We start from the raw sequence: 17,953 nt of genomic DNA, 5'->3' as shown, positions 1-17,953 counted from the left end.
GGGCCGCCCGCCGGCGGCCCGGCACTGAGCCGGGCCGCCTGGGTCAGACCTGCTCCACCGCCGGGGCGGCGAACTGGGCCTGGTACAGCGCGGCGTACGCCCCGCCGTCGGCCAGCAGGCCCTCGTGGGTGCCCTGCTCGACGATCCGGCCGTGCTCCATCACCACGATGAGGTCCGCGTCCCGGATGGTGGAGAGCCGGTGGGCGATGACGAAGCTGGTCCGGCCCTGCCGCAGCCCGGCCATGGCCTGCTGGACGAGCAGCTCGGTGCGGGTGTCCACCGAGGAGGTGGCCTCGTCCAGGACGAGGATCTGCGGGTCGGCGAGGAAGGCGCGGGCGATGGTGATCAGCTGCTTCTCCCCCGCCGAGACCCCGCCGCCCTCGTCGTCGATCACCGTCTCGTACCCCCGCGGCAGGGAGTGGACGAACCGGTCGACGCCGGCCACCCGGGCGGCCTCGCGGACCTCCTCCGCGGTGGCGCCGGCCCGGCCGAAGGCGATGTTCTCGGCGATGGTGCCGTGGAAGAGCCAGGTGTCCTGCAGCACCATCCCCACCCGGGCGCGGAGCTGGGCGCGGGTCATCTCCCGGGTGTCGACGCCGTCGAGCAGGATCCGGCCGCCGCCGATCTCGTAGAACCGCATCAGCAGGTTGACCAGGGTGGTCTTGCCGGCGCCGGTGGGCCCGACGATCGCCACCGTCTGGCCCGGCTCGGCCCGCAGGTCCAGGTGCTCGATCAGCTCGGTGCCCGGGTCGTACCGGAAGCTGACGTCGGCGAAGACGACCTCCCCGCGCGGGTCCTGCGGCTCCCGCCCGGGCACCGGGTCGGGCACGTCCTCCTCGGCGTCGAGGAGCTCGAAGACCCGCTCGGCCGACGCCACCCCGGACTGGACCAGGTTGGTCATCGAGGCGAGCTGGCCCAGCGGCTGGCTGAACTGGCGCGAGTACTGGATGAACGCCTGGACCTCGCCGAGGGTGAGCGCGCCGGAGGCCACCCGCAGCCCGCCGACGACGGCGACCAGGACGTAGTTGAGGTTGGAGACGAACGCCATCGCCGGCTGGATGGTCCCGGAGATGAACTGGGCCCGGAAGCTGGACCGGTACAGGCGCTCGTTCTCCCCGGCGAAGGCGGTGCGGAACCGGTCCTCGGCGCCGAAGGCGGTGAGCACCTCGTGCCCGGTAAACGCCTCCTCGACCTGCCCGCCGAGGTCGCCGGTGGAGCGCCACTGGGCGGTGAACTCCGGCTGGGCCCGACGGGCGATCCGCAGCGTCATGACCGCCGAGACGGGCACGGTGACCAGGGCGATGAGCGCGAGCTGCCAGGACAGGTAGAGCATCATCACCAGCACCCCGACCACGGTGAGCACGGAGGTGATGACCTGGGAGAGGGTCTGCTGCAGGGACTGGGTGACGTTGTCGATGTCGTTGGTCACCCGGGAGAGGACGTCGCCGTGCGGCTGCCCGTCCAGGTACCCCAGGGAGAGCCGGTCCACCTTGCCCTGGACGTCCGCGCGGAGCCGGTACCCGGTGCGCTGGACGATGCCGGCGAGCAGGTACCCCTGGAGCCACAGCAGCACGGCCGCGACCGCGTACACCGCCAGGACCAGCAGCACCGTGCGGCCCAGGGCGTCGAAGTCGATGCCCTGCCCGGGCACCAGGTCCATCCCGGAGACCATCTCGGCGACCTGGTCCTGCCCGGCGGCGCGGAGCCCCTGCACCGCCTGCTCCTGGCTGGTGCCCGGCGGCAGCATCTGGCCGACGACGCCGTTGAAGACGATGTTGGTGGCGTCCCCGAGCAGCTTCGGGCCGAGCACCTGCAGGGCGACCGAGACGGCACCGAGGACCACGACGGCGACCAGGCGGACCCGCTCGGGCCGCAGCGTGCGCAGCAGCCGGGCCAGGGAGGCCCGGAACGCCGTCGGCTTGGCGACGCCGGCCGGTGCGGGGCCGCTCATGCCGCCTCCGCCGCGCTGAGCTGGGACAAGACGATCTCCTGGTAGGTGGGGCAGCTGGCCATCAGCTCGGCGTGGGTGCCCAGGCCGACCGGGTGGCCGTCGTCCAGGACGAGGATCTGGTCCGCGCCGCGGATGCTGGCCACCCGCTGGCCGACGACGAGGATGCTCGCCCCGCCGGTCGCCGCCGGCAGGGCGGCGCGCAGCCGGGCGTCGGTGGCGTAGTCCAGCGCGGAGAACGAGTCGTCGAAGAGGTACACGTCCGCCGGGCGGACCAGGGCCCGGGCGATGGCCAGCCGCTGGCGCTGGCCGCCGGAGAAGTTGGCCCCGCCCTGCTCCACCGGGGAGTCCAGACCGGCCGGCATCTCCTCGACGAAGTCACGGGCCTGGGCCACCTCCAGCGCCCGCCACAGCTCGGCGTCGGTGGCCTCGGGCCGGCCCAGCCGGAGGGTGTCGGCCACCGTGCCGGAGAAGAGGTAGGCCTTCTGCGGCACCAGGGCGACCCGCGCGCGCAGCTCGGCCAGGTCCAGGTCGCGCACGTCGACCCCGCCGAGCCGGACGGCGCCGGCGGTGACGTCGAGCAGCCGGGGCACCAGGTTGACCAGGGTGGTCTTGCCGGCGCCGGTGGAGCCGATGACCGCCGTCGTGGTGCCGGGCGTCAGCCGCAGGTCGACCCCGGCCAGCACCGGGGCGTCGGCGCCCGGGTAGCCGAAGGTCGCCCCGGCCAGCTCCACCGGCAGCGGGCGGCGGCGCTCCGGCAGCCGGGTGGGGCGGGCGGGGCTGGCGATGACGGGCGTGGTGCGCAGCACGGCGTCGATCCGCTCGGCGCTGACCTCGGCGCGCGGCACCAGCATGAACATCATGACCGCCATCAGGACGGCCATGAGGATCTGCATGAGGTAGTTGAGGAAGGCGATCAGGGCGCCGACCTCCATCCCGCCGCCGTCGATCCGGCCGGCCCCGAACCAGACGACCGCGACCGAGGAGGCGCTGATGATGAGCTGCACCGCCGGGAACAGCACGGCCATCAGGCGGCCCACGCCCAGCGCGGTGGTCATCAGCTCGTCGTTGGCGACGGCGAAGCGGTCCCGCTCGGTGCCCTGGCGGTTAAAGGAGCGGATCACCCGCACGCCCTGGATCTGCTCGCGCAGCACGAGGTTGATCCGGTCCAGCCGCTCCTGCATCTGCCGGAACAGCGGCCGCAGCCGCAGCGCGGCGAGCCCCATGACGGCCGCCAGCAGGGGAACGACCACGAGCAGCAGCGCCGAGAGGGGCACGTCCTGCTGCAGGGCCATGACCACCCCGCCGACCATCATGATCGGCGCCATGATGATGATGACGAAGGTCATCAGCAGCACCAGCTGGACCTGCTGGACGTCGTTGGTGGTTCGGGTGATCAGCGACGGCGCGCCGAACCGGCCCATCTCGGCGGACCCGAAGCGCTGGACCCGGTCGAACACCGCCGTGCGCATGTCCCGGCCGACGGCCATCGCGGTCCGGGCGCCGACGTACACCGCGCCGACGGCGCAGAGGACCTGCACCGCGGAGACGGCGAGCATGACGCCGCCGATGCGCAGGATGTAGCCGGTGTCCCCCTGCACCACGCCGTTGTTGATGATGTCGGCGTTGAGGGTGGGCAGCCACAGGGCCGCGAGGGTCTGGATCACCTGCAGGACGACGACGATGCCGAAGTCGCGCCGGTAGGAGCGCAGGAAGCGCCGGAGAACGTGCAGCAGCATCTGGCCTCGGTGTGGTGGGTCGACCGGGTGCGGGCCCGGGTGCGGGGTCGGGAGGGGAAGAGTCCATTATGCGCCGTGCGGCGCCGGCGGCCGCGAGCCGTTTGTCACCGGCCGGGCGGCCGCTCCGCGCCGACCTCCGCGCGCGGCCCGTCGGGTCGATCGCGGGTGGCGGCGCCGCGGTGCGGTGCGCCGGTGCGGCGGTGCGGTGCGGCGGTGCGGTGCGGCGGCGCCACGTGCGTCGAGACCGACAAAGTGGTTGCTGGGAGCAACCGTTATGTCGTTCTCGGTGCGGGCCCGACGGCGGTGGCCGCGCCATGGCGCGTCGAGACTGGCAAAGTGGTTGCTGGGAGCAACCGTTTTGTCGTTCTCGGTGCGGGCCCGACGGCGGTGGCGGCCCGACGGGTGCGGATGACGGCCCGCCCGTTGGCCGGTGCCGGTCAGCTGGCGTCGGGGGCAGCCGGTTGACCACCTGGCCCGTCACCGGTGCCGGCCTCCGGCTCGGGCGCGGGCGGGTCGCCGGCCAGCACCAGGTAGACCCGGCGGCGGGCGTCGGCGACCAGCCGGGCCACCTCGTGCCGCTGGGCGCTCGTACCGGTTCGGCCCACCACGCGGACGGCCTCGTGGAGCTGCATCATCTCCAGGCGCAGGTCCACGCCGTCGCCGTCGTCGTCGGCCTCGAAGACGTCGGCCCAGCTGCCGCCCACCCGCTCGGCGAGCGCTCGGCCCTCCTCGGTCAGGACTGCCATGCGCCGGCCGCCCTCCGCCGTGGTCAGGGTGATTGCGCCCTCGTCCTCGAGCTGGGAGAGCGTCGGGTAGACCACGCCGGGGCTCGGCCGCCACCGGCCGCCGCTCCGCTCGGCGATCGCCTGCATGAGCTGGTAGCCGTGCATCGGCTCTTCGGCAAGCAGGAGCAGGACGGCGTTCCGGACGTCGCCGCGCGGTCGACGCCCACCCCTGCCGCCGCGCCGTCCTCGGTGCGGGGGCCCGCCGGGACCGCCCGCGCGGCCGCTGCGCGCCGGTCCCGCGGGACCTCCGCCGTGGCCGCTGTTCGGGGGTCCGCCCGGACCTCCGCCGTGGCCGGCGCCGGGACCAGGGCCGCCCCAGGGCCCTCCGGGACCGCCGTGCCCCGAGCCAGGGGCACCCCAGTGTCCGCCGGGACCCGCACCGTGTCCGGGGCCGGGGCCAGGGCCACCCCAGGGTCCCCCACCGGAGCGGCCGTGACCCCGGTCGCCCCAGCGCTCAGCACCATCATCATGGTTTCGCTTGATATCTCGCATGCGCTAACGATATATCGCAACTGCTCGCCCGAGCAAGCACTAACCCGGCGGCCGGGACGGCCACCGGGTCAGCTGTCTGGCGGGCAGGGGTGTATCCCCGGGCGGGCAGGGGTGTGGCCTGCAGGCGTGCGCTCGGCGGCCCGCTGCCGGTCGTTTATCGCTGCGGCGGTTCACCGTCGGGCCGCTGCTCCGGCGGGGCGAACCGGCTGGTGTCCCCGGCGCCGTCGCCCTGCCCGGCCTCGCCGGTCTGCTCGCTGAGCTCGGCGGCCTGCCGCTGGGCCTGCTCCCGGGCCCGCGCCCGGCCGGCCTCGAGGGCCTGCGCGGCGCGGTCGGCCGCCGCGCGGCGCTCGGCGCGGGTGGCGCCCCCCTCGGCGGGCTCCTGACCGCGAGCGGCCGTGGAGGAGAACGGCCGCCCGGAGGCCTCCCCGGCGACGTTCGCCTCCGAGGTCGCCCGCGCGGCCTCGCCCCGGGCCTGCGCCAGCGCCTCGTCCGGGTCCTGCAGGGTGGTCTCGCCGAGCTCCCTGGACACCCCGGAGCCGTAGTCGCCGAAGTCGACGGTGGGGTGCTCGCCGTCGCCGCCGCCGTCGTCACGGACCCCGTCCGGGCTGCCGAAGCCCTTCGCGATGCTGCCCAGCGCCGCGGTGAACTCGGTGGGCACCACCCACAGCTTCGAGGCGGTGCCGTTGGCGAGCTCAGGCAGCATCTGCAGGTACTGGTAGGCGAGCAGCCGGGGGTCGGGCTTGCCCCGGTGGATCGCGTCGAAGACCTGCAGGATGGCCCGGGACTCGCCCTGGGCCTGCAGGATCGCAGCCTGGGCCTGGCCCTCGGCGCGCAGGATCGCGGCCTGCTTCTCGCCCTCGGCGGTGAGGATCTGGGACTGCTTGACACCCTCGGCGGTGAGGATCGCGGCGCGGCGGTCCCGCTCGGCGCGCATCTGCTGCTCCATCGAGCCCTGCACCGAGGCGGGCGGGTCGATGGCCTTGAGCTCGACCCGGTTGACCCGGATCCCCCACCGGCCGGTGGCCTCGTCCAGCACCCCGCGGAGCTGGCCGTTGATCTGGTCCCGGCTGGTCAGCGTCTGCTCCAGGTCCATCGAGCCGATGACGTTGCGCAGCGTGGTCACCGTGAGCTGCTCGATGCCGGTGATGAAGTTAGCGATCTCGTACGTCGCCGACTTGGGGTCGGTGACCTGGAAGTAGATGACCGTGTCGATGCTAACCACGAGGTTGTCGGAGGTGATCACCGGCTGCGGCGGGAAGGACACCACCTGCTCGCGCAGGTCCACCGTGGAGCGGACCCGGTCCACGAACGGGATGAGGAAGTGCAGGCCGGCGTCCATCGTCGTCTGGTACTTGCCGAGCCGTTCGACGATGAGGGCGACGGCCTGCGGCACGATCCGCACCGCGCGGGCGATCGCGACGATGACGAAGATCGCCACCAGCACCAGGACGATGAGCAGCACGATGCTGCCCAGGTTGTCGGTCATCGGTTCCTCCCGTGGGGTGGGGCGGGCGTGGCTCGGGTTCGGGCGGCGCTCCTCGGCCGGGCGGCCGGGCCCGCGGACGGGTCCGACGGCGGCCGGCGCGGTCGGGCGGTCATGTTGCCGGGACGTCGACGACGGCCTGGGCGCCGTCGATCCGGACGACGACGACGCTCGCGCCCACCGGCAGGACGAGACCGGGCCGGGCGGCGCGGGCCGTCCACACCTCCCCGGCGAGCTTGACCCGGCCGGCGCGGTCGGTGACGTCCATCAGGACCACCGCCTCCCGCCCGACGTGGGCGGCGACGTTCGTGGTGGTCGTGGGGAGGGAGCGCTCCAGGGCGCGGCGGGCGTACGGCCGCACGCCCAGGAGCAGGACGACGGAGACGAGGGCGAAGACGAGGATCTGGACCCAGAGCGGGCCGCCGAGCAGGGCGGCCAGCATCGCGGCCACCGCGCCACCGGCGAACATGAGGAAGATGAGGTCGACGGTGAGCATCTCGACGACGCCGAGCACCAGTGCCCCGCCGAGCCACCACAGCCAGCTCATGCCGCCTTCCCGCGCGCCGGCCGTCGTGGCGGTCCGCGCTGTCACTGGGCATCCTATGGGAGACCCAGCGGGTTTACGGGCAGGTCAGGGCGCCGCCGGGGCGCGGCGGGCGGCGACGGCTGGTCCTGGCGCCGAGCGTCCGCCGCGCGGTCAGCGGGTCGCCGGGGCGGCGGCCCGCGCGCTGTACCGGTCGCGGTGCCGCTCGACCTCCAGCTCCAGCCCGAAGGCTGTCGAGAGGTGCTGGGGGGTGAGGACCTCCTCGAGCGGGCCGCTGGCCACCGTCCGGCCCTCGCGCAGCAGCAGCGCGTGGGTGAACCCGGGCGGGATCTCCTCCACGTGGTGGGTGACCAGGACGAGGACGGGGGACCGGGCGTCGCCGGCGAGCTCGGCGAGCGCGCCCAGCAGCTCCTCGCGCCCGGCCAGGTCCAGCCCGGCGGCGGGCTCGTCGAGAAGGAGGATCTCGGGGTCGGGCATCAGGGCCCGGGCGATCTGGACCCGCTTGCGCTCCCCGGAGGACAGCGTGCCGTAGGCGCGGTCCGCTAGGGCACCGACGCCGAAGACGTCGAGCAGCGCCTGGGCCCGCTCGCGGTCGACGTCGTCGTACCGCTCCCGCCACCGCCCGGTCATGCCGTAGGAGGCGGTGAGGACGACGTCGGTCACCCGCTCGCCGGCGGGCAGCCGCTGGTCCAGGGCGGCGGAGGCGAGGCCGACAACGGGCCGCAGCTCGGCGACGTCGACCTGCCCCAGCCGCTCGCCGATGATGTCCACCGTGCCGGAGGTGGGGTGCATCCGGCCGGCGACCAGCTGCATGACGGTCGTCTTGCCGGCACCGTTCGGCCCGAGCACCACCCAGCGCTCGCCCTCGTCCACCGACCAGCTGACGTCGTCCAGGATCGTCGTGCCCCCGCGGCGGACGGTCACGTCGGTCAGCTCGAGCACATCACCCATGCCCCGACCCTAGAACACCGGCGCGCGGCCACCGGCGAGCACCGGCGACGACCCGCCGCCACCGGGCGACCGGGTCCTGCGGCCACCGGGCGACCGGGTCCTGCGGCCACCGGACGCCGGGGTCGACCTGCCGACCCGCCCGGTCCCCCCCGGGCCCGCGGACTACCGTTGCGCCATGGCCGGCCCTGCCATCCTCACCCTCCCCGCCTCGGTCGTGCTGGCGCTGTGGCTGCCCACCGTGGCCGACGGCGCGAGCGCCCGCCGGGCCGCCCGGGCCGTCGTCGGCGACGACGTCCCGCACCTGGTCCGGGCCGGCATCGTGGGGACGCCCATCCCCCTGCCCGGGCTCCTCGGCGAGCTCGGCGCGCCGACGGAGGTGGCCGCGGTCCTGCCGCGGGCGGGTGACCCGATGGGGCTGCCGGCCGGCCGGTCCGCGGAGGCGCTCGAGGCCGGCGAGGGGGTGCTGGTGCGGCGCCGGGGCGAGACCGGCGCGGAGGTGTGCACCCTGCTGGTGCCCGTCCGGGAGGAGTACGGCAGCGCCGTCGAGCGCGGGGAGATGGTCACCTGGACGGTGACGGCGGACCTGGCCGCGCACGTGCCGGCGCCCAGCCTGCTGCTGGCCGCGCTGCCCCCGCTGTCCCAGGCCCGCCGGGACATCCAGCTCGCCCTGTCCGACGCGGTGGAGACGCTGGAGGACCTCGACGTCGCCCGGGACCGCCCGGACCTGGCCGAGGACCTGCTGGACCTGTCCCTGGCGACGGTGCCGGACCGGCTGCTGCCCCCGGGGCTGGAGCCGGCCCGGGTCGACGTGCTCGAGCGGGCGGCCCGGCTGCTCGCCATCGTCGCGCTCGCGACGGACGACGACGGCGGTGCCGTCTCGGCCGGGCAGGCAGCGCTCCGCGGCGCCGCCCTCGCGCACGTGGAGCGGGCCGCCCGGCGCGCGCTGTGCGCGGCGAGCGCCACCCGCGCGGCCGGGTAGGTCACCCACCGGGCGCACGGCTCGCCGCCCGGGAGCCGGGCGGGTCAGCGCAGGACGGACCGGTACACGGCCAGCGTGCGCTCGGCGATCGCCGCCCAGGAGAAGTGCTCCTCCACCCGGCGGCGGGCGGCCCGGCCCATCGCGGCGGCGCGGGCGGGGTCGGTCACGACGGCGGTGAGCGCGGCGGCGAGGTCGCGCTCGAAGGCCGCCGGGTCCACCGGGGTGCCGGTCCCGTCGGTCACCTGCTCCAGCGGGACCAGGACGCCGGTGACGCCGTCGTCGATGACCTCCGGGATTCCCCCGGTGGCCGAGCCGACGACGGGCAGCCCAACGGCCATGGCCTCGAGGTTGACGATGCCCAGCGGCTCGTACACCGAGGGGCAGACGAAGACGGTGGCGGCGGACAGGACGGCCACGAGCTCGGGCCGCGGGAGCATCTCCTCCACCCAGACCACGCCGTCGCGGCGCTCCTGCAGCGCCTCGACCAGCCCGCCGACCTCGGCGGCGATCTCGGGGGTGTCGGGGGCGCCGGCGCACAGCACCAGCTGGACCTCGGCGGGCAGCCGCTCGGCCGCCCGGAGCAGGTGCGGCAGGCCCTTCTGCCGGGTGATCCGGCCGACGAAGACGACGGTGGGCCGGGTGGGGTCGATGCCGAGCCGGGCCAGGGTGGCCGCGGCGGCCGCCTCCTCGGCGTCGCCGGCCGGGCGGCGCCAGCCGGCCAGGTCGATGCCGTTGTGGACCACGTGCACCTTCGCCGGATCCACCGGGTAGCAGCGCAGGATGTCCGCCCGCATGCCGGCCGAGACGGCGATGACCGCGGCGGCCTGCTCGTAGGCGGTCCGCTCGGCCCAGCCGGACAGGGCGTACCCGCCGCCGAGCTGCTCGGCCTTCCACGGCCGCAGCGGCTCCAGGGAGTGGGCGGACAGGACGTGCGGGACGTCGTTGAGCAGGCTGCCCAGGGTGCCGGCAAGGTTGGCGTACCAGGTGTGCGAGTGGACCAGGTCCGTCCCGGCCAGGTCCGCCGCCATCAGCAGGTCTACACCGAAGGTCCGCAGCGCCGCGTTGGCGCCGGCCAGCTCGGCCGGCTCCTGGTACCCCGTGACCGGCACCAGCCCGCCGCCGCCGTCGTCGGTGCCGTCCGTGCCGGCTGCCGGGCGCGGGCCGTCGAAGGCGTGCACCCGCACGTCGACGTGCCGGCGCAGCACCCGGGCGAGCTCGGTGACGTGGACACCCGCCCCGCCGTAGACGTGCGGGGGGTACTCGCGGGTGAGCAGGTCGACCCTCATGGCAGCCCTTCGTCAGTGCCGCGCCGGCGCGCGGGCGTGCGCCAAGCATGCCCGGGAGCACCGGCATGCGCCCACCGCCCGGTGCCCGGGACCACCGGGCGCCGGGCCTGCCGGGCGCCGGCCCTTCGGGTGTCCGGGCCCGCCCGGTGGCCCCCACCCACGTCCGGGCTCGCCCCCCGGCGCCCACCCACGCGCCTTGACGCCCGCCCACCACCGGTACCGGCCGCCGTCGGCGGCGATCCCCCGGCGAGGCCGGCGGGCCAGCACTAGGGTCGGCCCATGACGACGTTGCCACGCGTGCTCGCGATCGTCCTGGCCGGCGGCGAGGGCAAGCGGCTCATGCCGCTAACCGCCGAGCGGGCCAAGCCCGCCGTGCCGTTCGGCGGGATCTACCGGCTGATCGACTTCGCCCTGTCGAACCTGGCGAACTCGGGCTACCTCAAGGTCGTGGTGCTCACCCAGTACAAGTCGCACAGCCTGGACCGGCACATCTCCAAGACGTGGCGCATGTCGACCCTGCTGGGCAACTACGTCACCCCCGTCCCGGCGCAGCAGCGGGTCGGCAAGCACTGGTTCCTCGGCTCGGCGGACGCGATCTACCAGTCGCTCAACCTCATCGACGACGAGCGGCCGGACATCGTCGTCATCGTCGGCGCGGACAACATCTACCGGATGGACCTCTCCCAGATGGTGGCCCAGCACCTCGACGCCGGGTTCCCGCTCACCGTCGCGGGCATCCGCCAGCCCCTCGCGCTGGCCGACCAGTTCGGCGTCATCCAGGCGGACCCGGCGAACCCGGACAAGGTCGGCGCGTTCCTGGAGAAGCCCACGGACGCCGTCGGGCTGGCCGACTCCCCCAACGAGGTGCTCGCGTCGATGGGCAACTACGTCATGGACGCCGACGCGCTGGTGGACGTGGTCACCGCCGACGCCCAGGACGAGACCTCCAAGCACGACATGGGCGGGTCGATCGTGCCGCGGTTCGTGGCCGACGGCGCCGCCGGCCTGTACGACTTCACCTTCAACGAGGTGCCCGGCGCGACCGACCGGGACCGGAACTACTGGCGCGACGTCGGCACGGTGGACGCCTTCTACGACGCCAACCAGGACCTCATCTCGGTGTTCCCGGTGTTCAACCTCTACAACGAGCTGTGGCCGCTGTACACCGGGTACGTGGGCCTGCCGCCGGCGAAGTTCGTCTACGGGCACCGCGAGCGGCTGGGGCACGCGCTGGACTCGCTCATCTCCCCCGGGGTGATCATCTCCGGCGGGGAGGTGGTGGGCTCGGTCCTGTCCCCCGGCACACGGATCAACTCCTGGTCCTCGGTGCGCGACTCGGTGGTGTTCGACGGCGTGGACGTGGGCCGCAACGCCACGGTGTCCCGGGCCATCCTGGACAAGAACGTCCGGGTGCAGGAGGGCGCGCAGGTCGGCCTGGACCACGACCGGGACCGCGAGCGCGGGTTCACCGTGACCCCGGCCGGGATCACCGTGGTGCCGAAGGGCACGGTGGTCGAGCGCTGACAGCGCACGGCGCCCGGGCAGCCCGGCGGGGCCCGGGCGGCCCGGGCGGGCAGCGGTGCGGACGGCCGGACGCTGGGCTGGCCCCGGGCCGGCCCCGGTGCGGACGGCCCGACGCCGACCGGGCAAGGCCCGTAGCCTGCGCCGGGTGAGCCTGCCCGCCCCGCCGACCGTCCGCGCCGGCCTGGTCTCCCCCCGCCCGGTACCCGCCGCCCTCCTCGCCCACGCGACGGCGGTGCTCGAGCGGGTGGCCGACGGCGTCACCGCGACCGACACCTCCCGCGGCGGCTGGTTCGCGGTCGCCCTCGCCGGGCGGCTGCGCCCGGGCGCGACCGCCGACGCCGCCGGTGCCGAGCTGCGCGGGCCCGCGACGGCGCTGGGCGTCGACGCGGCGGTGACGAGCGGCGACCTCGCCGCCCGGGGCCCCGGCCTGGTCGTCCTCGACGTCGACTCCACGCTCATCACTGCCGAGGTCATCGAGCTCCTCGCCGAGCACGCCGGGACCCGGGCCGAGGTCGCCGCGGTGACCGAGCGGGCGATGCGCGGCGAGCTCGACTTCGCCGCCAGCTTGCGGGCGCGGGTCGGCACGCTCGCCGGGCTGGACGCCGGCGTCCTCGGCGCCGTGCGAGCGGCGGTGACCCTGTCGCCCGGCGCGCGGGAGCTCGTGGCCGCCGTGCACGCCGCCGGCGGGCGGGTGGGCGTGGTGTCCGGCGGGTTCGGGGAGGTGGTCGGGCCGCTGGCCGCCGAGCTCGGGCTGGACCACTGGGTGGCCAACACCCTGGAGGTCAGCGACGGCCGCCTCACCGGCCGGACCACCGGCCCGGTGGTGGACCGGGCCGCGAAGGAACAGCACCTGCGGGCCTGGGCGGCCGAGGACGGGGTGGGCCTGGACCGGGTGGTTGCCGTCGGCGACGGCGCGAACGACCTCGACATGCTCCGGGCGGCCCGCCTGGGGGTGGCGTACTGCGCGAAGCCGGTGGTCCAGGAGCAGGCCGACGCCGCCGTGACCTTCCCGCGGCTGGACGCCGTGCTGGGGCTGCTCGGCCGGTGAGCGCGCAGTCGGCGACGTGGCTCGGCGGCCGGGGCACGTGAGCAGCGCGGCGCAGCCGGTCTGGTAAGGAAGCCGGACGTCCGTGCGGTACTTGTGGCGGGTATCCGGTGCTCGGATACCGCCACAAGTACCACACGGACGAGGTCGGCAGCGGTAGGTCTGGGCGCCGTTCGACGGCGGTGGGCCAGTTCGCTCTCGACGACGCGGTGCGACCGCGAGCCGGCCCACCGGGCCGGTGACGCACAGTGCGACGGCCGGCCCCACGGGGCCGGCCGCCGTCGTTCAGCGCGGGTCAGCGCGTGGGCGCCAGCTCGCGGACCTCGCTGACCTCCGCCTCGGGCGCCGGCGCCTCGGGCGCAGCCGGGACCTCCGGCTCCTTGGCGGTGGGGCGGGACTGCTCCTGCTCGGTGCGGCGGGACCGCTCCCGCCAGAGGCTCTCGGTGTAGCGGTCGTAGCACATGGTCTGCTCCTTCCCTCGGTCCCCGATGTGGCCCCGGTCACGATTGTCCTCCGCCACGGCCGTGAGGGGAAGCGGGGCTGCGGGACCGGCGGGCAGCAGCGAACGCCCCGGAGCCGACGGGTGACGGCCAGGACTCCGGCCGTCGGCCAGCCACGGAAAGCGCCGGACGCCGGACGCCCGGCGTGCCCCGCGCCGCAGCCGGACCTCAGTGCGGGGAGCGGACCAGCTCGGTCAGGTGCGCGGTCGACCGGTCGAGCTCGCGCCAGGGCACCGGCACCTCGAGCACGCAGGCGGTGGCGGTGGAGACCCCCAGGGCGACCTGCGCGCCCAGGTCGTCCCGGGCGTCGTGCAGCAGGGTGGCCAGGTGGGAGATGGCCGGCTCGTGCCCGACGACGAGCGCGCTCCGGACGCCGTCGTCCAGCTCCTGCACGGCCCGGAGGACCTGGCGTGGGCCGGCGTCGTAGAGGTCCTCGCGGGTCTGGTGCTGGTGCACGGTCAGGCCTCGCGCCAGCAGCCGGAAGGTCTCGGTGGCCCGCAGGGCCGGGGAGACGAGCGCGGCATCCACCTCGCCCAGGCGGGCGGCCAGGGCCGGGCCGAGGGCGCTGGCCTGGGTGCGCCCGACCGCGGCGAGCGGGCGTCGCTCGTCGCCGAGGTCGCCCGCCGGCTCGGCCTTGGCGTGCCGCACCAGGACGAGCGTGCGACCGGCGCCGCCTGCTGCGGTCCCGGCGCTGCCGGCGGTCCCGGCGCTGCCGGCGGTCCCGGCGTCGCCGGCCGTCACTGCCCCATGGCGTGCACGCCGCCGTCGACGTGCACGATCTCGGCGGTGGTGGCGGGGAACCAGTCCGAGCAGAGGGCCACCACCGAGCGGGCGGCCGGCTCGGCGTCGGCGACGTCCCAGCCCAGCGGGGCGCGCTCGTCCCAGACGCTCTCCATCTGCTCGAAGCCGGGGATGGAGGTGGCGGCGGTGGTCCGGATCGGGCCGGCCGAGACGAGGTTGACCCGGATGCCGTCCGGGCCCAGGTCCCGGGCCAGGTAGCGGGCGGTGGCCTCGAAGGCGGCCTTGGCCACGCCCATCCAGTCGTAGACCGGCCAGGCGACGGACCCGTCGAAGGTCATCCCGACCACCGCCGAGCCCCGGCCCAGGAGCGGCCGGGCGGCCACCGCCAGGGACTTCAGCGAGTAGGCGGAGACCTCCAGCGCGGTGGCGACGTCCGGCCAGGCCCCGTGGAGGAAGTTCCCGCCCATGACGGACTGGGGCGCGAACGCGATGGAGTGCACGACGGCGTCGAGGCGGTCGGCGTGCTCCCGGACCCGGTCGCCGAGCGCGGCGAGGTCCTCCTCGTTCGTCACGTCGAGCTGGACCACGGGCGCCGGGCTGGGCAGCCGGCGGGCGGTGACCTCGGTCAGCCGCAGCTGCCGGCCGAAGGAGGTCAGCACGACGGTGGCGCCCTGCTCCTGCGCCAGCCGGGCCACGTGGAAGGCGATGGAGTTGTCCTTCAGCACCCCGGTGACGAGGAGGGTCTTCCCCTCGAGCAGTCCCATGGCGTTCCTCTCCTTCTCCCGGCGCACCGCGCCGGGCTCGCTGGTGTCCTGGCGCCGCGCGGGTGCCGGGCTCGCTGGTCCATCTTGGCCTGCCGACGGCGGGCGGCCCGTCCGTTGCCGCGGCGGGCCCGCCGCCGGGCCGCCTCTGAACCCACCGGGCCGGCGGCCGGCTGCGTCGTCAGTGGCCCATGCCGAGGCCGCCGTCGACCGGGAGGACGGCGCCGGAGACGTAGGCGGCGCCCGGCCCGGCGAGGAACTCCACCGCGGCGGCGACGTCCTCGACAGCGCCGAAGCGGCCGGCCGGGATGGCGCCGAGGTACTGCTGCTGGGTCTTCTCCGGCAGCGCGGCGGTCATGGCGGTGTCGATGAAGCCCGGCGCCACGACGTTGGCGGTGATCCCCCGCCCGCCCAGCTCACGAGTGATGGACCGGGCCATGCCGACCAGGCCGGCCTTGGCGGCGGCGTAGTTGGCCTGGCCGGGGCTGCCGTACATGGCGACCACGGAGGACAGGAAGATGATCCGCCCGCGGCGCAGCCGGATCATGCCCTTGCTGGCCCGGCGGGCCACCCGGAAGGCGCCGGCGAGGTTGGTCTCCAGGACGTCGGTGAAGTCCTCGTCGCTCATCCGCATGAGGAGCTGGTCGCGGGCCACGCCGGCGTTGGCGACGACGACCTCCACCGGCCCGTGCGCGGCCTCGATCTCGGTGAACCCGGCGTCGACGGCGGCGGTGTCGCGCACGTCGGCGACGACGCCGCGCACGCCGTCCGGCACGTCGCCGGAGCGGGCCAGGGTGGCGACCCGGTCCCCCGCGGCCACGAACCGCTCGGCGATGGCGCGGCCGATGCCGCGGCTCGCGCCGGTGACCAGGACGCTGCGCCCAGGCTCGCTCATGGATCTCCTCTGCTCGGTGCGGGCCCACGGTAACGGACCGGCCGACGGCGGGGCGACGGCGGCGGGGCGGGCGGAAACGGCACCGCGGGCGGGGGCGGCACCGCGGGCGTGGCGGTCGTCGCTCAGGTGGAGGCGCCGTCCGGCCTGCCGCCCGCGCTGCGGCGTGACGGCCGGCCGCACCACCGGCTCAGGCCCAGTGCGCGGTCCGGCCGCGCCCCCGGCTCAGGACCAGTGCGTGGGTCGGTCGAGCCCCGGCGGCAGCCTGGTCGCGGCGTTCCCCCGCACGGCGTTCACCTGGGTCTGGGTCAGGTACAGCGCCTCGGACAGGTCGGCGCCGGTGACCTCGGCGTCGCGCAGGTCGGCGCCCAGGACGTCCGCCCCGCGCAGGTCGCTCCCGCTGAGGTCCGCGCCGATGAGGTAGGCGCCGCGCAAGTCGGCGCCGCGCAGGTCGAGGCGGCGGAGCCTGGCGCCGATCAGGTCGGCTCCCGGGCCGACCCTGGGGACGGATCCTGCGTCGGCCGTGCGCGGCTGTCCCTTCCGGCCGGGCCTGGCGGGCCCTGCGGTGTCCTGCCCGGCGCCACGGGTGCCCCGCTGCCGGGCGTAGCGGGAGCGCACGCGTTCGCTCGCCGCGAGGAGGAGCGGGCGCACGTCGCCGCGGACGGCGTCGACGTCGATGTCGAGGATCTCGGCGGCCGGCGCGAGGGTGAGCGCCTCGACCCGCGTGGTCGCCGCGGCGAGCTCGATCACCAGGGGGTCGGCTTCCCCGGTCGCGATCCGGGCTTCGTTCAGGAACCAGAGCACCTCGTGCAGCTGACGCACGACCGGGAAGACCGCGAACATCTGCGCCCGCGTCTCCGGGTCGGCGCGCCAGCTCACCCCGTCGAACGTCTGGCGCGACACCTTCTGGCCGGCGCCGAAGCAGTCGAAGACCGTGCAGCCCTTGAACCCGCTCGGGCGCAGTCTGGCGTGGATCGTGCAGCTGTCGTCGGCGGCGAGGTTCGGGCACGGGTCGCCGGCCGGTTTGGTGATCGCGAAGTCCGCCGACCGGGCGAACGACAGCGCGACGCAGCACAGGGCGAAGCAGGAGCCGCAGTCGGCCCGCAGCGCCTCCCGGCTCGCCACCGGTGCGGCGGGCTGGTCAACCACCGGCTGTCCTCGTGGTCCGCATCGCGGTCTTCCTCCTGCCTCCTGCGCGGGCTGTCCTTGTCCAGGCGACCATGGCACAGCACGAGTCGGGCTGCCTTCGCTTGCGTATGCGCGGCGGCGACCGTCGCAATCCTCACGGCATGCGCCTTGGACATCGACGGCGGAGGCGGCACGGCTCAGGGAGGAAGCGGGCTCGTCGAGGGCGACCCTGTGGCCTACGTCGGCGAGTCGTCCCGGGGGTAGGAGAACCATGCCAGCCGGTCCAGCGCCACCTCTGGGAACCGACACCGAGACCGTCACAGCAGTCGCTCCCGAGGACCACCGTGCCAACCGCGACGCACCCCAGCGGGCCTTTGTCGTTCGTCGGCCGGCATCCTCGCGACGCACACGCTGGCGGGACGTAGGGAGTCGGGTCCAGGATCGGCTACCGCCCGCGAGCTCCGACGTCAACACCGGTTAGGAGCCGAGAGCTCCGCCGCCGGACGACGCCGCCCCGGCCGGCGCCGACCCGCTGGTTGACGGTTGAAGACGGCGGCAGCGGCACGTGGTGCGCTGCCCGGCCCGCCGGGCGCGCCGGCTCTCGTGCGATGCTGGATGCACCACCCGCGCAGAGGCAGGACGATGACGGAAGCCTCACGAGTGTCCTGCACCGACTCATCCGTGATCGTCGTCGACGACCTCGACCAGCGGTGGCTGCCCATCTTCCAGCGCCCGCGGACCAGATGGGACGGCACGACTCTGACGTACGACGGGAGCTCCTACACGGACGGCAGCCGGAGGGGCCCCGCGGTGGGGGCGTCGATGGTGGCGTGGCCGACTACACCAGTGCTGGAACATGTGCTCGGTCTCGCCGTAGATCGTCGAGATGGTCACCCGGTCGTCGGGGGTGCCGCTCGCCATGGTGTTGGAGCGGAGCACGACGACGTCGCCCACCTCGGCGCGGATGTCGTTGGTGTCGTCGTTGATGATGGTCGCGCCGTCGCGGATGAGCAGCAGCTTGACGCTCGGGAATGAGACGGCAGGCACCAGCCGTCAGTACTCCCCGGTGACCACGGCGGTCGGCCCGTACTCGCTGGCTCGCGAGGAGCCGCGCCCGTGGCATGCGCGCGGTCCATGATCTATTGTCACCGAGAG

General features: G+C 75.1%; 16 protein-coding genes. 3 read left to right on the top strand and 13 right to left on the bottom strand.

Going from position 1 to position 17,953, the window contains the following annotated elements; all coding sequences use genetic code 11:
- Positions 1–43 precede the first annotated feature (43 nt).
- From MF406_RS07690 to MF406_RS07665, 6 genes are all read right to left on the bottom strand, one after another.
- Positions 44–1,951, bottom strand: a complete 1,908-nt coding sequence (locus MF406_RS07690; protein ID WP_242897396.1) for an ABC transporter ATP-binding protein — start codon at positions 1,949–1,951, stop codon at positions 44–46.
- Positions 1,948–3,687 carry an ABC transporter ATP-binding protein gene (locus MF406_RS07685; RefSeq protein ID WP_242897395.1) on the bottom strand — a complete coding sequence of 580 codons (1,740 nt, stop codon included), beginning with the start codon at positions 3,685–3,687 and terminating at the stop codon, positions 1,948–1,950. Before MF406_RS07685 ends, MF406_RS07690 begins: the two co-directional genes overlap by 4 nt.
- 437 nt (positions 3,688–4,124) lie before the next feature.
- Positions 4,125–4,964, bottom strand: a complete 840-nt coding sequence (locus tag MF406_RS18710; protein ID WP_256463944.1) for a PadR family transcriptional regulator — start codon at positions 4,962–4,964, stop codon at positions 4,125–4,127.
- Between the two features lie 154 nt (positions 4,965–5,118).
- A complete protein-coding gene (locus MF406_RS07675; RefSeq protein ID WP_242897391.1) occupies positions 5,119–6,450 on the bottom strand; it encodes an SPFH domain-containing protein in 1,332 nt (443 codons plus the stop codon).
- 109 nt (positions 6,451–6,559) lie between these two features.
- Entirely contained in the window at positions 6,560–6,994 is a 435-nt protein-coding gene (locus MF406_RS07670; protein WP_242897390.1) for an NfeD family protein, read from the bottom strand.
- A gap of 150 nt (positions 6,995–7,144) precedes the next feature.
- Positions 7,145–7,942, bottom strand: coding sequence for an ABC transporter ATP-binding protein (locus MF406_RS07665; RefSeq protein WP_242897386.1), 798 nt, complete (start codon positions 7,940–7,942; stop codon positions 7,145–7,147).
- Positions 7,943–8,117: 175 nt separating this feature from the next.
- Between MF406_RS07665 and MF406_RS07660 the strand changes: the two genes are divergently transcribed.
- Positions 8,118–8,921: a hypothetical protein gene (locus MF406_RS07660; RefSeq protein ID WP_242897384.1), complete on the top strand. Its 804-nt coding sequence runs from the start codon at positions 8,118–8,120 to the stop codon at positions 8,919–8,921.
- Positions 8,922–8,965: 44 nt separating this feature from the next.
- On the opposite strand, the gene glgA is transcribed toward MF406_RS07660, so the two are convergent.
- Positions 8,966–10,207, bottom strand: coding sequence for a glycogen synthase (glgA, locus tag MF406_RS07655; RefSeq protein ID WP_242897382.1), 1,242 nt, complete (start codon positions 10,205–10,207; stop codon positions 8,966–8,968).
- Between the two features lie 279 nt (positions 10,208–10,486).
- Here glgA and MF406_RS07650 point away from each other — a divergent pair, with 279 nt between their 5' ends.
- Both MF406_RS07650 and serB read left to right on the top strand, forming a co-directional pair.
- Positions 10,487–11,731 carry a glucose-1-phosphate adenylyltransferase gene (locus MF406_RS07650; protein ID WP_242897381.1) on the top strand — a complete coding sequence of 415 codons (1,245 nt, stop codon included), beginning with the start codon at positions 10,487–10,489 and terminating at the stop codon, positions 11,729–11,731.
- Positions 11,732–11,876: 145 nt separating this feature from the next.
- A complete protein-coding gene (serB, locus tag MF406_RS07645; protein ID WP_242897379.1) occupies positions 11,877–12,779 on the top strand; it encodes a phosphoserine phosphatase SerB in 903 nt (300 codons plus the stop codon).
- 292 nt (positions 12,780–13,071) lie between these two features.
- Here serB and MF406_RS07640 read toward each other — a convergent pair whose 3' ends face one another.
- The 6 genes from MF406_RS07640 to MF406_RS07615 all read right to left on the bottom strand — a co-directional run bounded on the left by MF406_RS07640 (position 13,072) and on the right by MF406_RS07615 (position 17,845).
- Positions 13,072–13,239, bottom strand: coding sequence for a hypothetical protein (locus MF406_RS07640; protein WP_242897377.1), 168 nt, complete (start codon positions 13,237–13,239; stop codon positions 13,072–13,074).
- A gap of 205 nt (positions 13,240–13,444) precedes the next feature.
- Complete coding sequence (locus tag MF406_RS07635; protein WP_242897376.1) at positions 13,445–14,017, bottom strand: histidine phosphatase family protein; 573 nt, start codon at positions 14,015–14,017, stop codon at positions 13,445–13,447.
- Positions 14,014–14,781 (bottom strand): enoyl-ACP reductase FabI, encoded by a 768-nt coding sequence (gene fabI, locus MF406_RS07630; RefSeq protein ID WP_242897375.1) that lies wholly within the window; start codon positions 14,779–14,781, stop codon positions 14,014–14,016. The genes MF406_RS07635 and fabI overlap by 4 nt, the downstream gene beginning before the upstream one ends.
- Positions 14,782–14,959: 178 nt before the next feature.
- Positions 14,960–15,673: a 3-oxoacyl-ACP reductase FabG gene (fabG, locus tag MF406_RS07625; protein ID WP_242897374.1), complete on the bottom strand. Its 714-nt coding sequence runs from the start codon at positions 15,671–15,673 to the stop codon at positions 14,960–14,962.
- 222 nt (positions 15,674–15,895) lie between these two features.
- On the bottom strand, positions 15,896–16,819 hold the full coding sequence (locus MF406_RS07620; RefSeq protein WP_242897372.1) for a pentapeptide repeat-containing protein: 924 nt from the start codon (positions 16,817–16,819) through the stop codon (positions 15,896–15,898).
- Between the two features lie 654 nt (positions 16,820–17,473).
- Positions 17,474–17,845 (bottom strand): hypothetical protein, encoded by a 372-nt coding sequence (locus MF406_RS07615; protein WP_242897370.1) that lies wholly within the window; start codon positions 17,843–17,845, stop codon positions 17,474–17,476.
- Positions 17,846–17,953: the final 108 nt, after the last annotated feature.

The sequence above is a fragment of the Georgenia sp. TF02-10 genome (assembly GCF_022759505.1).
Classification (GTDB): Bacteria; Actinomycetota; Actinomycetes; order Actinomycetales; family Actinomycetaceae; genus TF02-10.
Note: the sequence above shows the minus strand (reverse complement) of the source record. Positions and strands in the feature narration are given on the sequence as shown.

What these genes read in the sequence shown, in the direction of transcription:
- MF406_RS07660 (WP_242897384.1), top strand. Translation starts at nt 8,118, where the DNA reads ATGGCCGGCCCTGCCATCCTCACCCTCCCCGCCTCGGTCGTGCTGGCG.
- MF406_RS07690 (WP_242897396.1), bottom strand. Translation starts at nt 1,951, where the DNA reads ATGAGCGGCCCCGCACCGGCCGGCGTCGCCAAGCCGACGGCGTTCCGG.
- MF406_RS07640 (WP_242897377.1), bottom strand. Translation starts at nt 13,239, where the DNA reads ATGTGCTACGACCGCTACACCGAGAGCCTCTGGCGGGAGCGGTCCCGC.
- fabI (WP_242897375.1), bottom strand. Translation starts at nt 14,781, where the DNA reads ATGGGACTGCTCGAGGGGAAGACCCTCCTCGTCACCGGGGTGCTGAAG.
- MF406_RS07665 (WP_242897386.1), bottom strand. Translation starts at nt 7,942, where the DNA reads ATGGGTGATGTGCTCGAGCTGACCGACGTGACCGTCCGCCGCGGGGGC.
- MF406_RS07650 (WP_242897381.1), top strand. Translation starts at nt 10,487, where the DNA reads ATGACGACGTTGCCACGCGTGCTCGCGATCGTCCTGGCCGGCGGCGAG.
- MF406_RS07675 (WP_242897391.1), bottom strand. Translation starts at nt 6,450, where the DNA reads ATGACCGACAACCTGGGCAGCATCGTGCTGCTCATCGTCCTGGTGCTG.
- MF406_RS07685 (WP_242897395.1), bottom strand. Translation starts at nt 3,687, where the DNA reads ATGCTGCTGCACGTTCTCCGGCGCTTCCTGCGCTCCTACCGGCGCGAC.
- glgA (WP_242897382.1), bottom strand. Translation starts at nt 10,207, where the DNA reads ATGAGGGTCGACCTGCTCACCCGCGAGTACCCCCCGCACGTCTACGGC.
- MF406_RS18710 (WP_256463944.1), bottom strand. Translation starts at nt 4,964, where the DNA reads ATGCGAGATATCAAGCGAAACCATGATGATGGTGCTGAGCGCTGGGGC.
- fabG (WP_242897374.1), bottom strand. Translation starts at nt 15,673, where the DNA reads ATGAGCGAGCCTGGGCGCAGCGTCCTGGTCACCGGCGCGAGCCGCGGC.
- MF406_RS07670 (WP_242897390.1), bottom strand. Translation starts at nt 6,994, where the DNA reads ATGAGCTGGCTGTGGTGGCTCGGCGGGGCACTGGTGCTCGGCGTCGTC.